Consider the following 18,135-nt stretch of genomic DNA (forward strand, 5'->3'; position numbering starts at 1 on the left):
AAAAACCCTTAATTCAAATAGTCAAACTATATTGACAAAACCAATTTTTTTTCAGCAATATGATTCAATAAACAATTCTACTTTGGAATATAATAAAGCTATAACTTTGGTCGGAAAAGAGTCTGCAGAACAAGAATCAGATTTATACACACTCTCCGGATACATAAAAAATAGTAAAAACGGAGAGTTTCTATCCGATGTTACAATTACCGTTAAAAATACAAAAATCAGCACAAGTACTAATAAAGACGGATATTACATTTTAAAAATCCCATCAGGAATGAATATTATTGAAACCGAATCATTAAACCATAAAAAAGCAACTCGGAAAATCGTTGTATATAGTAATGGAAAACTAAATATAGAAATTTCTGAAAAAATAAATCAACTTAACGAAGTAACTGTAAAAGGAAAAAGAAAACAAAATATAAGAGCCGCTATTACTGGAGTAACAACGATTGATGCAGAAGGAATTAAAAACATACCACTAGTCTTAGGTGAAAGAGATGTACTAAAAGTAGCTTTAACAATACCTGGAATAAAAACTGCTGGTGAGGGTTCGGCCGGTTTTAATGTTAGAGGCGGAAAAGAAGATCAAAATTTAATTCTTTTAGATAACGCTACCATATACAATCCTGCTCATTTTTTTGGTTTTTTCTCAGCTATAAATCCTTATACTGTAAGTAAAGTAGATATTTATAAAGGTGGAATCCCGTCTGAATTTGGAGGAAGATTATCTTCAGTTTTTGATATAACAACAAAAAATGGAAAGCTTGATAAATTTGTAGGAGAAGGAGGAATAGGGCCTGTAACTAGTAATCTCACAGCTTCAATTCCTATAATAAAAACAAAGGCGAGTCTCTTTATAGGCGGAAGAGCAACTTATTCTGGATGGATTTTAAGAAGTTTAAAAGACGAAAAACTAAAGAATAGCGAAGCTTCCTTTTACGATCTATTTGCAAAATACAATCATAAAATAAACAAAGACAACTCGATAGAAACCACTTTATATTATAGTAAAGATGCGTATAGTATTACATCAGATTCTTTATATAAATATAGTAATAGACTTATCTCTCTAAAATGGAAACATAATTTTAATGATAGAAACAAAGGTGAATTAAACATCACAAATAGCGAATACAAGTTTAATATTGATTATGATTCAAACGACCTAAATGCATTTGATTTTGGTTTTAAAATCAATGAATCTCAAGCAATTTTTAAATTTACCTATCTACCTAATAGTGGCAAACACAAATTTACTTATGGAATTTCAAGCAAATTATACAACATAACTCCTGGCGATTTTAACGCAAAAGATCCTAATTCACTATTGTTGCCTATTAATATAGACAAAGAGAAAGGTTTAGAATCCGCAGGGTTTATATCAGATAATTATAAACTAACAAAAAAATTATTATTAGACTTAGGTGTCAGATATTCTGTATTTATGGCATTGGGAAAATCGACACAGAAAATCTACGAAGAAGGACTTCCATTAAATGAAGCTACTGTTATTGAAGAGAAACAATTTGGCAATAACCAAATTATAAACACTTCAAGTGGTTTTGAACCAAGATTAGCATTGAGATATATGTTTAATGATGATTTTTCAATTAAAGCTGGTTATGATAAAACTTTTCAATATATCCATTTATTATCAAGTAACACAACACAATCCCCGACTGATACCTGGAAACTATCTAATTTAAATGTGAAACCACAAAGTGGACAACAATTTTCTTTAGGTCTATTTAAAAACATTGAATATGAAGATTTAGAATTAAGTATCGAAGGATATTACAAGAAATCTAAAAATATTTTAGACTATAAAGTAGCCGCAAATTTACTGCTAAATGAAAATCTTGAAACCGAATTGCTACAAGGAGAAGGCAAATCATATGGAATAGAGTTTCTAGTGAAAAAAACTGAGGGCAGATTAAACGGATGGCTAGGATATACCTATTCTAGAGCATTTATAAAATTAGATAGCCAATTTAATGAAGAAAAAGTAAATAATGGACAATATTTTGCAACAAATTTTGACAAACCGCATGATTTTAGTGCCGTTTTAAATTATAAATTTACACAACGTTACAGTTTTTCTGCTAACTTTATATATCAAACTGGAAGACCTATAACCTATCCTATTGGGAAATATACCTTTGGAAATGCCGAATACACGTTATATAGTGATAGAAATAAGTTCCGAATACCCGATTATTACAGACTAGATATTGGTATAAATATAGAAGGTAATCATAAAATAAAGAAACTAGCACATAATTTCTGGAATATTTCTGTTTACAATCTTTTAGGAAGGAATAATCCATATTCTGTATATTTCGTAACAAAAGATGGTAAAGTAAAAGCCTACAAAACATCTATTTTTGGAATTCCAGTACCAACAATAACTTATAATTTTAAATTTTAATGGTTATGAAAAAAAGAATTTTAATTCCACATATTCTAGTAATAATAATCCTATGCATGGTTGGTTGTACAGAACCTTATGCCCTTCAAACAAATAACTTTGAAAATGCCATTGTTATTGAAGCAACTATAACTAACGAATTCAAAAAACAGGAAATAAAACTTTCTAGAACTTATACTTTAGAAGAAAACGGACCTAAGTTTGAGACAGGAGCAATTGCTTATATTATAGATAATTTAGGGAATAAATATGATTTTGAAGAGAATAACGGTAAATATATTTCTACTTCAGAGTTTCAAGCAATAGCCAACAGAAATTACCAGTTACACATAACAACTAATGATGGGAAGTCATATATCTCTTCTAATGAAGAACTAACAACTGTAAATCCGATACAAAACATTGTTCCATCAGTTATAATAAAAGATGGCATTCGCGGTGTTGAAATAAAAGTCAATAGTTTTGACCCTACAAACACATCAAAATATTATAGATATGAATATGATGAAACTTATAAGATAATTGCCCCTAAATGGCTAGAACAAGAAGCTATTTCAAATTATTTCCCTCTTGGATCAAACCCACCTGGCGAACTTTTATTTCAAACAAGAACAACTGAAGCAAAAATTTGTTTTTCAACTGAAAAATCAAAAAACATTATTTTAACAAATACAAATAATTTATCTGAGGATAGGGTAAATTATCCTGTGCGATTTATAAGTAGTAGTGATCATATTTTAATAAATAGATATAGCATTTTAGTAAAACAGTATGTTCAAAATCTCAAGGCCTATACTTTTTATGAAACATTAAAAAAAATGTCTAGTTCAGGAAGTATTTTATCACAAAATCAACCCGGCTATTTTTCAGGAAATATAAAATCCGAAGACAACCCAAACGAAAAAGTTATAGGCAATTTTGACGTATCATCATATTCAGAAAAAAGAATTTTCTTTAACTATGCTGATATTTTTCCTGGAGAACAATTACCCAAATATCCTTACGATTGTCCTGAAATAAACCAAGACAATAATATAGAATATGCTTTTGGCTTTTGTTTCAGCTATGTAGACCCAAATTGCTATGGAAACGAAATATTATCATGGATAAAAAGCAGAAATAAAGTTTATGCTGGATTTTACGGAGATAAATACATACTTTACCCCATACAATGTGGAGATTGCACATCATTTTCTAACAACATAAGACCCTCATTTTGGATAGACTAAAATACATACTAATATTAACCTTATTATTTAATAAGCAAGTAACTTTTGCTCAAAATAAAAATTCAATTTCTGAATTAAAAACCATTGATGAAAAAATTAATGAATCAATTTTTATTAATACAAACACCAATGTTTTTTTAACAGGTGAGAATTTACTATATAAACTATTTTGTCTGAACAACAATACCAATTCTGTTTCTGTTTTTAGTAAAATTGCCTATGTCGAACTTGTAGACAGTAATAAGAAAAAAGTATTTACACAAAAACTATTTTTAGAAAAAGGAATAGGTTACGGAGATTTTTTCATCCCTACAACCTTAGAAACTGGAAACTACAAATTGATTGGCTATACAAATTGGATGTTAAATAAATCTAGTCTTGACTACTTCAATATTGATATATTTATTGTAAATCCTTATCAAATTAGTAACAACAACTTAGATAATAATATCCCAGAAAAAAATATTTCTAAAATTGAAAAACTGACAGAAGAAACAACTAATAATATTAGTATTGGTACAAATAAAACAACATATTCAAATAGAGAAATCGTTAATTTAGAAATCCAATCAAATATAATCAAAGAATCACTAAAAGGAAGTTACTCAATATCTGTAAGGAAAATTGATTCCTTTTCATTAAAAAAGAAATTAAACTCAGTAAATTTCAGCAAATCAAAAATAAATTCAAATATTGACAGTAATTTTAATTCTGAAAAATTAATAATCCCTGAATTTAGAGGAGAAATTATATCTGGAAAAATCAAGTCAAAATTAAACACAAATACTGTTGAGGATAAAAATATTTCTCTATCAATTCCTGGAGAAAATTATGCATTCAAAATTACCAAAACAAACAAAAACGGTGAATTTATATTTAATTTAGAAAATTCTTTTCCAAGCTCTAATGTAGTTATTCAAATTATTGATTCCGATAAAGAAAATTACAAAATTGAAATTAATAATACTAAATCTCCTGATTACTCTTCACTAAGCTTCAATGAATTAAAACTTAGTACAGAACTTAAAAAAATTATTGAAGAAAAGTCTATTGCTAGTCAAATAGAAAATGCTTATCATAATAATAAAAAAGACAATTTAATAAATACAAAAAGCACGAGAAAGTTTTACGACTTTACATCAAAAGAATACATTCTTGATGATTACACAAGATTTCCCACACTCAAAGAAACAATTATAGAAATTATTGACGGAATGTATTATAAAACAACAAATAACAATTATACATTACACCTATATGATTATGATGTAAATAGCGAATTACAAATACCTGCATTAGTAATAGTTGACGGACTAATAATTCAAGATATAAATGAGCTTTTCCAACATAAAGCAGACAATATCTATAAAATAAATATTGTAAAAGGCGGGTATTATTTTGGAACCAAATTATATAACGGAGTCGTAGCTCTTACAACTAAGAACTATGATTACGAAAGTAAGATAAATGGCGATTTTATAATAAAACCAAATATTTTAAGACCTTTACAAAAAAAAGAATACTACAAAACAGATTATAGAAACAATATTAATTCTAGAATTCCAGATTACAGATACCAGTTATTATGGCAACCTGATGTAAAACTAGAAAACAAAGAACAAACAATATCCTTTTTTACATCTGATGTTATTGGTGAATTTGAAATAATACTTGAAGGATTTTCCGATAAAGGTATTGCTGTTTATGTCTCCACAATTATTGAAGTAAAATAAAACTTCATTTCATTAATTTGAAACGGTTTTTTTGATTTGTTTTAAAAATAATTTATCTTTTTTGTAACTTTTTACAAACTCATTACGTATAACTACTTGTACACTTATAACTTTTAAGGAGAAACTACAATGAGACAGTTAAAAATTACCAAGCAGGTTACCAATCGTGAAACTGCATCGTTAGACAAATATTTACAAGAAATTGGAAAAGTAGATTTGATTACTGCCGATGAAGAAGTAGAATTGGCTCAAAGAATAAAAGCTGGAGATCAAGCTGCGTTAGAAAAACTAACAAAAGCAAATTTGCGTTTCGTAGTTTCGGTAGCAAAACAATACCAAAACCAAGGATTAACACTTCCCGATTTAATTAATGAAGGAAATTTAGGTCTAATAAAAGCTGCACAACGTTTTGACGAAACTCGTGGTTTCAAATTCATCTCGTATGCCGTTTGGTGGATTCGTCAATCGATTCTTCAAGCATTAGCAGAGCAATCTCGTATCGTTCGTTTGCCATTAAATAAAATTGGTTCTATCAATAAAATCAACAAAATGTATGCTTTATTAGAGCAATCTAATGAGCGTCCACCATCTGCTGAAGAAATTGCCAAAGAATTAGATATGACTGTAAATGACGTAAAAGAGAGTATGAAAAACTCTGGTCGTCACTTATCTATGGATGCGCCTTTAGTTGAAGGTGAAGATTCTAACCTTTATGACGTTTTACGTTCTGGAGAATCACCTAATCCTGATAGAGAATTAATTATCGAATCTTTACGTACAGAAATAGAACGTTCTCTAGAAACATTAACACCTCGTGAAGCTGATGTGGTTCGTTTGTATTTTGGACTTGGAGATCAACACCCAATGACATTAGAAGAAATTGGAGAAACTTTCGATTTGACTCGTGAGCGTGTACGTCAAATAAAAGAAAAAGCAATCCGCAGATTAAAACATACTTCAAGAAGTAAAATCTTGAAAACGTATTTAGGGTAATCCTAAAACCGATGACTAACAGTTTGATTAACTGTTCGTTTTTTGATTGATGATTGAAACTCCGGCTGATTACCGGAGTTTTATTTTTTGCAAGGCAAATAAAACCCCAGTCTGTTCGCTTCGCTCGGGTTTCCGGAGTTTTATTTTTTATATTATCTTTGCACCAACAATACAACTACATAACATGAAAAATACACTTATTGCTCCGTCAGTACTAGCCGCGGATTTTGCTAACTTACAGCGCGACATCGAAATGATTAACAATTCTGAAGCCGACTGGTTTCATATTGATATTATGGATGGTGCTTTTGTACCGAATATTTCTTTTGGAATGCCCGTTTTAGAAGCAATAAACAAACATGCCAAGAAAACTATCGATGTACATTTGATGATTGTTAAACCTGAACGATTTATCCCAACTTTTGCAAAGCTTGGAGCAGATATTTTGACAGTACATTATGAAGCGTGTACGCATCTTCATAGAACTTTGCAAGCTATAAAAGTTGAAGGAATGAAAGCTGGAGTGGCATTAAATCCACATACTAGCGTTGCATTATTGGAAGATATTATTAATGATATTGATTTAGTTTGTATTATGAGCGTAAATCCAGGATTTGGCGGACAATCGTTTATAGAAAACACTTACGAAAAGGTTAAAAAACTAAAAGAATTAATTCTAAAAAAAGGAGCAAATACTATTATTGAAATTGATGGTGGCGTAACAAATAAAAACGCCAAACAATTAGTAGACGCTGGTGCCGATGTTTTAGTTGCTGGAAGTTATGTTTTCAAAGCTGAAAACCCAACACAAACCATTGCAGACTTAAAGAAAATCACAACTCTATAAAACTAAAAAAGCGCCAATTTCTTGGCGCTTTTTTTATATTTAAAACTTAATATTTCCGGCTATTTCTTTCAGTGTTACTTCCGAAATTTTTGCTTGAAACTTAGCACTGCTATTTCTTGCTATCGCATTTACATAATTTTGTTGTGCACTTCGGAATTCGAGTGTTGTAATAGTTCCTATTTTAAACTTATCTAAAGTAATTTCCAAATTATTTTTGGCAATCGCTTCGTTATTTTCCTCTAATTTAGACAATTCAATATTTGTTACATATGTTTGAAAAGCCATAGCCAATTGCCCATTTAACATTTGTATTTGTTTTTCGATAGCAATACTTGAATTTTCGATCTGAAGCTTGGCTATTTTTTCATTACGAGTCTGTTGAAATCCGTTAAATATGTTTAACGATGCAGAAACCCCATAATTTAAACCTCTACTTGATGATTGCGAAGTAAAACCTAAACTCGACTGGGTTTCATTAAATATATAACCCGTATTTAATTTTATAGTTGGATAACGATTGGCACGAATTTGTTTCAAATCCAATTCCGATATTCTTTTATTGATTAGTATCAATTGTAATTGCGGATTTTGTTTTGTTGCCAAATCATTTAAATCTGATAATACTAATTTATCATCAATTTCAACCGTTTCCAAAACAGTAAAATTAGTCGAAACATCTCTTGCTAATATTTGATTGAATTGAATTTTTGTGTTTTCATACGTTTCCTTTTGACGCAAAAAAGTCGTTGCATCCGTATTCATATCTACTTGAGCATTCAATACTTCTAATTTCGATGCCTTTCCAATTGTAAATCTATTTTCCGCAGTTTTTAATCTTTGTTTAGAGATGACAATTGTGGTATCCAATGCTTTCAATAATTGTTGCTGTTGTACCAAATCATAATAAGTAGTCATGACATCACTAACTTTGGTTAAAATGGTCATTTTTAATTCGGCATCACCTTGTTTACGAAGTTCTTTCAACTGATCGTAACGCGCAAACATTTTGAAACCGTCAAAGACTGTCCAACCCAAAGTCACACCATAATTTAAACTGTTGTTTTTAGCATTATTTAATTCTTGAACTTCACCTGTTGATCTCGTTTGTTTCGAATATTGAATATTGTTGTTTTGAGTCAAGGTAGCGTCTAATCTTGGTAACATTCCAGCATTTGCAATGCTCACACCTACTGAATCTATCTTTCCAGCGTTTGAAGCAATTCTAATGTCATAATTATTTTTTAATGCAATACTTACTGCATCTTCAAGCTTTAAAACTTCTTGCGCTTGAATTGCAACAGGAACAGCAAGCAAAATTAGCAACTGAAAAAAGATTTTATACTTCATATTATTATTCATTTTCATATTCTTTAATATGATCAAATTCTGGTCGGTGTTTGCGCGCTTTAGACCACATAAAATAAATAGACGGAATTACAAATAACGTTAACATCAATGAAAATAATGTTCCTCCAACGATGACAACTCCCATTCCTATTCTACTAGTTGAAGCCGCACCAAGAGAAAGCGCAATAGGCAAAGCACCTAAAGCAATGGCTAAACTAGTCATCAAAATAGGTCTTAATCGAGATTCGGAGGCTTCAATAATGGCTTCAAATTTAGGTCTTCCTTCTTCTCGCAATTGATTAGCAAATTCGACAATCAGAATACCATTTTTGGTCACCAAACCTATTAACATAATAGTTCCAATTTGACTGAATATATTCCATGTTTGTCCGAAAAGCCATAATGAAAATAAGGCTCCAGCAACTGCCATTGGCACTGTTAAAATAATAATAAACGGATCGATAAAACTTTCAAACTGTGCCGCAAGAATCAAATAAATCAACAACAAAGCCAATCCAAATGCGAAAGAAGTATTGGAACTACTTTCAACAAAATCGCGAGATTCTCCAGATAAATCAGTCGTAAAAGTGTCATCAAGTACTTTTGTTTTTATACGTTCCATAGCTTCTATACCATCACTAATACTTTTTCCTGGAGCTAAGCCCGCAGAGACGGTAGCAGCCATATATCTATTATTATGATACAATTGCGGAGGACTACTTTGTTCTTCGATAGTTACTAAGTTATCCAACTGAATTAATTTTCCTTCTTTGTTTTTTACAAAAATAGATGTTAAATCCATAGGTGCATTTCGATCTTTCTTGTCAAATTGTCCCAGAACCTGATATTGTTTTCCATTTCTCATAAAATAACCAAAACGTTGTCCGCTTAATGAAAGCTGTAATGTTTGTGCTACATCAATTACAGAAACACCTAAACTTTGTGCTTTCTCTCTATCGATAGTAACGTAAATCTCTGGTTTATTGAATTTTAGATTGACATCTGTGTTTGAAAATGTTGGATCCTGAGCAGCTTCCTCCATAAACTGAGGTATTTTCTCTTCTAATTTTTTGAAGTTAGGCGCTTGTATGATATACTGAATTGGCAATCCTCCTCTTCTATTTACGGCAATTGTAGGCGACTCTGAAACTGAAACCTTAGCATCTACATATTGTTTAGTCCATTTAGTCAATTTCTCAGCTATCTCCTTCTGCGATTTTTCTCTTTCTCCAGGCTGTACTAATGAAATTCTAGCTCTTCCACTATTTACAGATGACGATCCAAATCCTGGTGAAGTTATGATTAAACTCACTTTTTTCTCTGGAATAGAATCATTAACCAATTGAGTTAGTTCATTCATGAATCTATCCATATAATCATAAGAAGCGCCTTCTGGAGCAGTTACATTAACACCAATAAAACTTCTATCATCATATGGTGCTGTTTCTTTTTGAATGATATTGAAGAATAAATAAATTAATCCAAAACAAGCAATTAATATAGGAAAACTCAACCATTTTTTCTTCATAAATCCTGTTAACGCTTCTGCATAAGTCGAATTCATTTTCTGAAAATAAGGCTCGGTTAGGTTATAAAATTTTGATTTTTTTTGTTCACCACCTTTCATCAAATAAGCATTTAACATAGGTGTTAATGTCAAGGAAACGAATGCCGAAATCAAAACTGCAGCTCCAATAACGACTCCAAATTCTCGGAATAATCTTCCTACGAAACCTTCTAGGAAAATTACAGGTAAAAATACGGCAGCTAAAGTAATTGAAATTGAAATAACTGCGAAGAAAATTTCATTAGACCCTTTGATCGCTGCTTCAATAGGCGACATACCTTCTTCTACTTTTTTGAAAATATTTTCAGTAACCACTATCCCATCATCCACCACCAATCCTGTAGCTAAAACGATGGCTAAAAGTGTCAATACATTTACAGAGAAACCACATAAATACATGATAAAAAAAGTAGCAACTAATGAAACTGGAATATCTATTAATGGTCGGAAAGCGATTGCCCAATCTCTAAAAAAAAGATAGATAATTAAGACTACTAAAATAATAGAAAGCAACAGTGTTTCTGCCACTTCTAACACAGCTTTTTTAACAAAAACAGTGTTATCTATAGCAATATTTAGTTTAAAATCTTTGGGTAAATCTTTCTTTAGCTGATCATATTGTTTGTAAAAAGCATCGGCAATATCCAAATAATTTGTTCCTGGCTGAGGGATAATTGCCATTCCTACCATAGGTTGCCCTGAATCAGATAATTTTGTTTCCAGATTTTCTGCTTCTAAAGAAGCTTTACCAATATCACTTAAACGAACAATTTTATCACCATCTGCCTTGATAATAATATCATTAAACCCTTCTTCAGTAGATATATTTCCTATAGTTTTTACAGTCAACTCTGTGTTTGCACCTGTTAATTTTCCCGATGGCAACTCAACATTTTGTTTATTTAATGCTTCTCGTACTTCGGCAACAGTACAGCCATAAGAAGCCAATTTAACAGGATCGAGCCACAAACGCATAGCATATTTTCGTTGTCCCCAAATTTGCACACTACTTACTCCTGGGATGGTTTGCAAACGTTGTGCAATTACATTATCTGCATAATCCGAGAGTTCTAAAACATTCTTATTATCACTCTGAACGGTCATGGTAATTATCGGTTCGGAATCAGCATCAGCTTTTGATACTACTGGAGGTGCATCGATATCTTGTGGAAGACTTCGAACGGCTTGTGATACTTTATCACGAACGTCATTTGCTGCTTCTTCTAAGTTTTTATCTAAATTAAATTCAATAGTTATATTACTACTTCCTTGGTTACTTGAAGAAGAAATATTTCTGATTCCATCAATAGAATTTATGGCTTTTTCTAGTGGCTCAGTAATTTGAGATTCGATAATATCAGCATTGGCACCAGAATAACTAGTTCTAACCGAAATTTGAGCGGGATCAATAGAAGGGAATTCTCGAACTCCTAAATAGGTATAACCTATTATACCAAAAAGTATCAACATTAGGTTGAGTACGATTGTTAAAACGGGTCTTTTTATGCTTAAGGTGGATAAACTCATAGTTTTTTGAATATTTAGGTTTATCTTATTTTAAATTCACTTTTACAGCTGAATCATCTTTTAATGTCATTACTCCATTTGTTAAAAGGGTATCTCCTACTTTTAATCCTGAAATTACCAATACATTTTTATCTGTTCTAGCACCAGTTTCTACAATAACCTCTTTTGCTTTTCCATTTATAGCAATAAACACTTTTTTACCATTTTGAATTGGAATAAGCGCCTCTGTTGGAACCAATAATGCATCTTTAATATTTTCTAAAGGCAATGCTACATTAGCAAATGTTCCAGGAATAAGTTTCCCTTCTGCATTTTGAGCAATGGCACGCATTTGTAAGGTTCGTGTGGTAACATCGATTTGTGGTTCGATGGCGTAAATTTTTGCAGTATAATTTTCTTTTGACCCAGCAACTGTGAATGACAATGGAGAATTGACCTTCATCAAAGTGGCATATTTTTCTGGGATTGAAAATGTGATTTTTACTTGATTGGTGTTAATCAAATTAGCCACAACTGTTGTTGGCGTTACATAAGTTCCTTTAGAAATAGAACGCAGTCCGATTTTTCCTGAAAAAGGAGCACGAACACTTGTTTTAGCAATTTGAGCCTGAATTAATTGGGTTTGCGCCTGTGCCGAACGAAAATCAGCACTAGCAATATCATATTCTTCTTGACTGATGGCTTCTTTTTGAAGGAGAAGTTTAGCCCTACGTTCATTTTCTGAGGCTAGTGTTTGTTTTGTTTTAGCTTGTGAAAGTTGTGCACGCAATTCAATATCATTAATTTTGAAAAGCAGTTGTCCTTTACTAACAAGTGTTCCTTCATTGAAGTTAATACTTTCTACAACTCCCGATACTTCGCTACGAACTTCAATTTGTTCATTTGCATCAATAGATCCTGAAAGTGAAAGATTATCTGAAAAAACTTGAGATTTTAGAACAATACCAGTTACTTTAGCTGGTTTTTTATCTCCACCACCTTTTCCTTTCCCTCCTTCGTCGTTTTTGCTTTTATTTTCTGAAATGCGGTAAAAAATCATTCCGCCTAATATTATTGCTAATAATAGGAATACAATATTCTTTAATTTCATAATGATTTATATGTAATGTTACTACAATCTGTAAGTGATATGACAAAACTAATTTTTAATATTCATTTCTCTAAATGATTGCGATTTATTTAACAATAATTTCAGAAATTGACTTTTATTACTATCTAAAGAAATTTGTGTTTAAAATAAAATAGTTCAAAATAAGTCAAATTAGCCTGACCTCAAAAGATCGTAAACATCTTATTTTGTTAGTCTATCATATTTTTATAATTTACTTTACATTTAGTTGTATAAAATGACTAGATATTTTACATTCGATTATACTTTTACAAATAGTCTAGGTAGTAAATTTATTTAAGTTTTTCGTATTGAATTGTTTTATAATATCGATATAAGTGATCATAAATTAAACATTCATATTGTCTTTGTCTTGACACATATTGTCTATTGATTATCATATGAATGTGACTACTAATAAAAGAATGCAAAGAAATTTCTAATTTACCCGTTACTTCTAAAATTAGTTTTTTAATCTTATTTTCTTTGTGTGTAACAATCTCATGTAATTCTAAAAACCCATCTTTATTCTTTAAAATTGAAACAATTTTAGAAAACAAAATCCTATAATTTTTATCTAATTCTTTTTTTAAAATTTTATCTGCATTAAATTCCTCTTTAAAAGACGATTGCAATTTTTCAAGTAGTTCAAGTTTCTGACTGTTCTGCAACGAAAAAGCATTCAAAAAACTATCAATGGCTAGAAAACTAAAAAGCAATTGTGTATCTTCTTCAAGAAAATTAGGTTTTAATAAAAGATATTCTAAAATCATTTCACTATCGTAATGAAAAAGACTTTCGGACACTTTCATTGTGGCACTACCATATCGCTCAATCTCTCTTTGATAAGTATCTAATTGCACTTTCCAAACAATATCTTCCTCAACTAACACATCTAAAACAGGATGTAAATATTGAATTACTTGCAATGAATTTTGTTTTTTCGAACTATAAAATCGTAGCCTCAAATGCTCGTCTGGATCTTTGTACCGAATAAAAAACCATTTTTTTATCAAGTTATTTGATTTTAATTCCTTTATAATTGGACGTAGTTTTTCAACCAAGATAATATCTGATATTTTTACACCTGTATATACTTTATAATACAACCATTCACTACCTACAATAAATTTTCGTTTCATTTTTTTTTCTCTTTATAAAATGACACAATAAACTGATTGGCAAAATTTTCTCCCAATTCATTAGTAACGATAGATTTATCGGCAAATAAAAATTCCTCTAGAATTACCTTATTAAAGTTTTTAATAGATCTAAAAAATAACTTAACACAAATTTCTTGATCTAAATCTAACAATAAAGTATTATCATAATCTACCCAATTTACAAAACGTGGTATATTTCTATCTTTTTTCCAAATAATAAAATTTTGAAATAGATTTTCTTTTAGTCCTAAAAATGATTGTATCTCTTTTTGAGTTATAAACCATTTTGCCTTTGAAATTATTACTTCTTGATAATATATTCTTGGAAAAAAATCATAATGGGACTCTAAAACCCCCCAACTAAAATTATGAATAGGTTTTATATCTTGATACTGCAAATCACATAAAAAATGATAAATTGGTAACGAATTAACTGAATAATTATGTGCATTGGATAAAAACGGAACTACTTCTTTATTATGCTTTTTAGATTTTAATACAATTCTGTCATTAATTATTGTGATTGTTAAGTCTGATATTTCAATTTTAAAATCAGCATTAACACTTGTATTAGAAAGATATGGAATTTCATAAGGTCTAAGTACGGGTCTTTTTAATATATTACCTGTTCTTGACTCAGGAATATGTACAATTTCAGCTGTGATTTTATCTTTATGATATTCCTCTTCTTTTAATATAATTTGTTTTGTAAGCTTATGAATATCTTCATTACCATTACAAAATCGCCCTAAAAGCTTAGCAGCACTTGTATTTCCTGAAGATTCTAACGAAATAATTTCTATATCATCCTCACGAATAATTTCTACCATTACTGAAAACGTTGCAGGAACATTATCACAATTTGTATCAAATTCAGTAAAGTCTTTTTTTGACAACACTATAAATGACTCTTCATCATTTAAAAAAGTCTTTAGCTTATTTTCTAGAAATAGATCAAAATTTGTCCATTGTTCTTCAATACTATTCTGCCCTCTATTGGGAAACGAAAAGTCCTCCAATAGATTATGATCATCATTCGCTTTATTATCTTGAAGATAGCCAATTCCTATTTCTGTATCTAAAACTGTTGTTAATAGCATTTCTCGGGTCTCATATCTATGAAGAAAAGCTCTTTTAAAATTTTCTAAAGGATCGTGTTTACGCTTTTTTTGAATGCTATTTAAAAAAAATAACGTTTCTTTTATTTTTTTTGAAACTACATCATTCAATTTATTTGACAATGTTTTAGTATTTAAGTCTGCTTGAAAAAGATATTTATCATCATATTCAAAATTTGCTTTTTCAATAGTTTTTTTTATAAAAGAATACGTATCCTCTACATTAAACAATGAACGATTTATAATTTGTATTTTTTTTTTAAAATTGTATATTATTTTTTGCAAGTCTGCTGTATTGGGAATTTTACTAATAACACTGGTAACCCGTTCCCATTCATCATTTCCTGTCAAACCTGACTCCAACTCACTAACAAAAAATTGAAATTCAATAAGTTTCTCAACAAAATACAAGGCTTCATTTTGTTCAGATTCATCATGAGCTAGGGCAACGACCATTTTATTAATAGTACTTCCATTATTACAATGCTTTAGTAGGTGATCTAAAAAATCTGTTTTGCGCAAGGCACTTATTGCATGTTCTCTTTTTTTATTTTTATACTTATATTCTATATAACGGTAGAAATCCCCAAAAGAGTAAATAGAATTATTAGGATAATACAAGATTTCTTGTCGAAAGTTATTTTCGGTTTCTATTTTTTTTAAAAAACTTATCCAAAATTGCATGTCGAATTGTGTAAATCGTTCAAATTCATTATTTGATTTTAATATGATATTTGTCTCTCTTTCAAAATTTCCAACAGTACATCCTGCAAAAAGTCCAAAAGGGGTACATCTTGATGATATTCGAGCTATATACTTGAGTAATGTAAGAACAAGTGCCTTCTTTTTTTCTGAAGGAAAATATTGTGAATTTTTTTTTAACTTATCTAATAAACCTAAAAATTCAGGAGAGGCTAATCTAATAGCTTCTTTAAAAAAAGGTTCTTCAATCGTTTCTAGAGTTATATCCAACGAATAATTAGCTACTAAATTTAAATAATAAGTGACAGGAAAAGAGGGTGTCCTTAAAACATAGTTGGGGAAAGAACGAATACTGTAATTATCCATTATTTTTTAACATGCTGGTTTTTTTAGCAATTTTCATTGCGCTATAAACATTAAGAACTTTACCCGATTTGGAAAGTTGTCTAAAAGGAACTTTTTTACCATTTCCTCCAGGCAGCAATACTTCCAAATCATAGTCTGTTCCAGATTCTAAAATAATTTGTTTGACTTGTTGTACTGATAAATTAGGATAATACAACCAAATTAAAGCTGCAGTACCCGAGACCATAGGTGCAGCTAATGAAGTACCTGAATCATAATCGTATTTGTTTTCAGGAATAGCAGTATATATATTCTCTCCAGGAGCAAATAAATCAACATTCTTTTTTCCGTAATTTGAAAAACTCGATACAAAGGTGCTATCTAATTTAGACGATACCGACCCTACATTAATGAAATTAACACAAACCTCAAACAGGCTATCATATTGATAATCATTAGGATAAATAGGATTCTCATCTATATTAAAAGCATCATTACCTGAAATATGTACAATCAAAACATTATTTTTTTCAGCATATCTAAATGCATTAGTAACCCATTCAGGATGTAGAGAAAACTGTTTCGAAAAGGACATATTAATAATTTTTGCCCCATTATCTACAGCATAAAATATTGCCATAGCAATATCTTTATCGTGTTCGTCACCTGATGGAGATATAGACAAAGGCATTATTTTTATATTATCGGAAAAACCTTTAATTCCAATGTTATTTTTTACATTGGCGGCAATGATGCTCGAAACTTTCGTATTGTGTCCATACAAACTTCTTATGCCTTCAATTTTATTATTTATTTTTCCATTTCCATAACCCTTTTCTAATACATTTTCGTTATCCCCTATAAATTTTCTCTCATTATAATTTAAATTAAGATTTTTATTACAAATGGAATCTATTTCAATTTTTTCGCTATTTAATTTTTCAAAAGAATTTGTATTTGATTTAATATCTGATCTTACTTCTGCGATTAATGCTCCAAAATCTTTATCCTCGTTGTCTCTCCTTTCTTTAAAAGATTTATCATTTATTTTGTAACAACTATACATACTATCTAACTGTTTGACCGTATAATCTTCTTTAGAAAAATAATATTTGAGTGTATCTTTTGCTAAAGGATATATAGTAAGACTATATTTTAAAGATTTTAAATAATTTCCATAATATTTAAACCACCTATCTTGACAAACTAAAGCCCTTTGATATTCATCATATTTTAACAAATCTTTAGTTGGAATCTCTTCCCTTTTTTTATCTCTAAAAATATTATTATATTCCCTTATAAGCCTTGTATATTCAAAATTTGCCCAAATTGTATAATTTCCTGATTTTGTTCCTATAAAATTCCAACCATTAACATCATCAACATATCCATTGAAATCATCATCAATATTATTATCAGGAATTTCGCTTTTATTTACCCAAATCATCCCTTTCAAATCTTCATGATTAGTATCAATTTGGGTATCTAATACTGCAATAATGATTTGATTTTCTTTATTTACTTTTTTTGATTTTAAAAGAAATTTATCTAGTGAAATACCTGGAACTCCATTTGAAATATAGTCTTTCCTATACCAAGTTTCTGAATATCCTTTTATCTTTCCTAAGTTAGGAATACTTTTGTTTATTGAAGTACAACTAATTATTATAAGAGCTAATGTTAAATAAATAAATTTCATGATATTTATTATGCAAAATGAATTTAAACAACAAAGGTATTTAATCAACTTTAAAATTGATATAAACTAAACACTTTTCAGATGAATTTCCAGTACCATTTGTGGTTCCTGTTGTTGTCATAGGATCATTACGATTCCATCCTCCTTTTAGTACTCTCATGTTTTTGTTTGTTAAAGTTGCAATTTTAAACTTTTCTAATTCAAATTTAGTTTTTTTCATTGTTTTATAATTTTTTAATTTATCCCAAATATAAAAGCTTAATTAACACATCGATTATTAAATTCTATATTCTACACGGAATTTATGAATTTAGTGTAGA

General features: G+C 29.8%; 12 protein-coding genes. 5 read left to right on the forward strand and 7 right to left on the reverse strand.

The genetic code is table 11. The features are described 5' to 3' along the window. The 5 genes from ABI549_RS04775 to rpe all read left to right on the forward strand — a co-directional run. Nucleotides 1-2,437, forward strand: a 2,437-nt coding sequence (locus tag ABI549_RS04775) for a TonB-dependent receptor (RefSeq protein ID WP_348075313.1), incomplete at its 5' end; no start/stop codon positions are given. Nucleotides 2,438-2,442: 5 nt separating this feature from the next. Then, nucleotides 2,443-3,666 (forward strand): DUF4249 domain-containing protein, encoded by a 1,224-nt coding sequence (locus ABI549_RS04780; RefSeq protein ID WP_348075314.1) that lies wholly within the window; start codon nucleotides 2,443-2,445, stop codon nucleotides 3,664-3,666. Next, nucleotides 3,654-5,399: a hypothetical protein gene (locus tag ABI549_RS04785; protein WP_348075315.1), complete on the forward strand. Its 1,746-nt coding sequence runs from the start codon at nucleotides 3,654-3,656 to the stop codon at nucleotides 5,397-5,399. Before ABI549_RS04780 ends, ABI549_RS04785 begins: the two co-directional genes overlap by 13 nt. Nucleotides 5,400-5,528: 129 nt before the next feature. Further along, a complete protein-coding gene (locus ABI549_RS04790; RefSeq protein ID WP_348075316.1) occupies nucleotides 5,529-6,392 on the forward strand; it encodes a sigma-70 family RNA polymerase sigma factor in 864 nt (287 codons plus the stop codon). Between the two features lie 184 nt (nucleotides 6,393-6,576). Continuing rightward, nucleotides 6,577-7,239: a ribulose-phosphate 3-epimerase gene (gene rpe, locus ABI549_RS04795; RefSeq protein ID WP_348075317.1), complete on the forward strand. Its 663-nt coding sequence runs from the start codon at nucleotides 6,577-6,579 to the stop codon at nucleotides 7,237-7,239. A gap of 39 nt (nucleotides 7,240-7,278) precedes the next feature. Here the strand turns inward: rpe and ABI549_RS04800 are convergent, their stop codons facing one another. The 7 genes from ABI549_RS04800 to ABI549_RS04830 form a co-directional block, all read right to left on the reverse strand. Next, entirely contained in the window at nucleotides 7,279-8,586 is a 1,308-nt protein-coding gene (locus ABI549_RS04800) for a TolC family protein (protein WP_348075318.1), read from the reverse strand. A 4-nt stretch (nucleotides 8,587-8,590) separates the two neighbouring features. Further along, complete coding sequence (locus ABI549_RS04805; RefSeq protein WP_348075319.1) at nucleotides 8,591-11,680, reverse strand: efflux RND transporter permease subunit; 3,090 nt, start codon at nucleotides 11,678-11,680, stop codon at nucleotides 8,591-8,593. A gap of 25 nt (nucleotides 11,681-11,705) precedes the next feature. Next, nucleotides 11,706-12,770: an efflux RND transporter periplasmic adaptor subunit gene (locus tag ABI549_RS04810; protein ID WP_348075320.1), complete on the reverse strand. Its 1,065-nt coding sequence runs from the start codon at nucleotides 12,768-12,770 to the stop codon at nucleotides 11,706-11,708. A gap of 311 nt (nucleotides 12,771-13,081) precedes the next feature. Then, nucleotides 13,082-13,930: a thiopeptide-type bacteriocin biosynthesis protein gene (locus tag ABI549_RS04815; protein ID WP_348075321.1), complete on the reverse strand. Its 849-nt coding sequence runs from the start codon at nucleotides 13,928-13,930 to the stop codon at nucleotides 13,082-13,084. Then, nucleotides 13,927-16,137: a lantibiotic dehydratase family protein gene (locus tag ABI549_RS04820; RefSeq protein ID WP_348075322.1), complete on the reverse strand. Its 2,211-nt coding sequence runs from the start codon at nucleotides 16,135-16,137 to the stop codon at nucleotides 13,927-13,929. Before ABI549_RS04820 ends, ABI549_RS04815 begins: the two co-directional genes overlap by 4 nt. After that, on the reverse strand, nucleotides 16,130-17,815 hold the full coding sequence (locus tag ABI549_RS04825) for a S8 family peptidase (protein ID WP_348075323.1): 1,686 nt from the start codon (nucleotides 17,813-17,815) through the stop codon (nucleotides 16,130-16,132). The genes ABI549_RS04820 and ABI549_RS04825 overlap by 8 nt, the downstream gene beginning before the upstream one ends. 40 nt (nucleotides 17,816-17,855) lie before the next feature. Continuing rightward, nucleotides 17,856-18,035 carry a hypothetical protein gene (locus ABI549_RS04830; RefSeq protein ID WP_348075324.1) on the reverse strand — a complete coding sequence of 60 codons (180 nt, stop codon included), beginning with the start codon at nucleotides 18,033-18,035 and terminating at the stop codon, nucleotides 17,856-17,858. Between the last annotated feature and the right edge of the window lie 100 nt (nucleotides 18,036-18,135).

This window comes from Flavobacterium sp., assembly GCF_039932285.1.
Classification (GTDB): Bacteria; Bacteroidota; Bacteroidia; order Flavobacteriales; family Flavobacteriaceae; genus Flavobacterium.